This window comes from Vibrio sp. T9, assembly GCF_003123985.1.
Classification (GTDB): Bacteria; Pseudomonadota; Gammaproteobacteria; order Enterobacterales; family Vibrionaceae; genus Vibrio; species Vibrio diabolicus.
On the sequence record NZ_NIGY01000177.1, the window covers coordinates 1 to 299 of the forward strand.

The following is a 299-nucleotide window of genomic DNA, read 5'->3' on the forward strand; positions in this document are numbered from 1 at the left end:
GCGGCATCGAAGTTCTTCAAGGTCGCGACCGTGCAGAACCTCTACAACCTCGGCAACCGCCAAAGCGAGGCCGTGGTCGACTACGCCGACAAGCACAACATCGGCTTCATCCCCTGGTTCCCGCTGGCCGCGGGCGAACTGGCGAAAGAAGGCTCGGTGCTGTCGAAGATCGCCAAGAAACTCGACGCAACGGACGGCCAGGTAGCTCTCGCATGGCTACTCAAGCGTTCGCCGGTGATTCTGCCGATCCCGGGCACGGGCAGCCCCGATCACCTGGAAGAGAACGTCAAGGGCGCGGC

At 63.2% G+C, this 299-nt stretch carries 1 protein-coding gene; it reads left to right on the forward strand.

Features of this window, described 5'->3' with window-relative positions; genetic code table 11:
* Positions 1-299 (forward strand): aldo/keto reductase (locus tag CBX98_RS25980; RefSeq protein WP_146192946.1); only part of this gene is annotated, 299 nt, incomplete at both ends.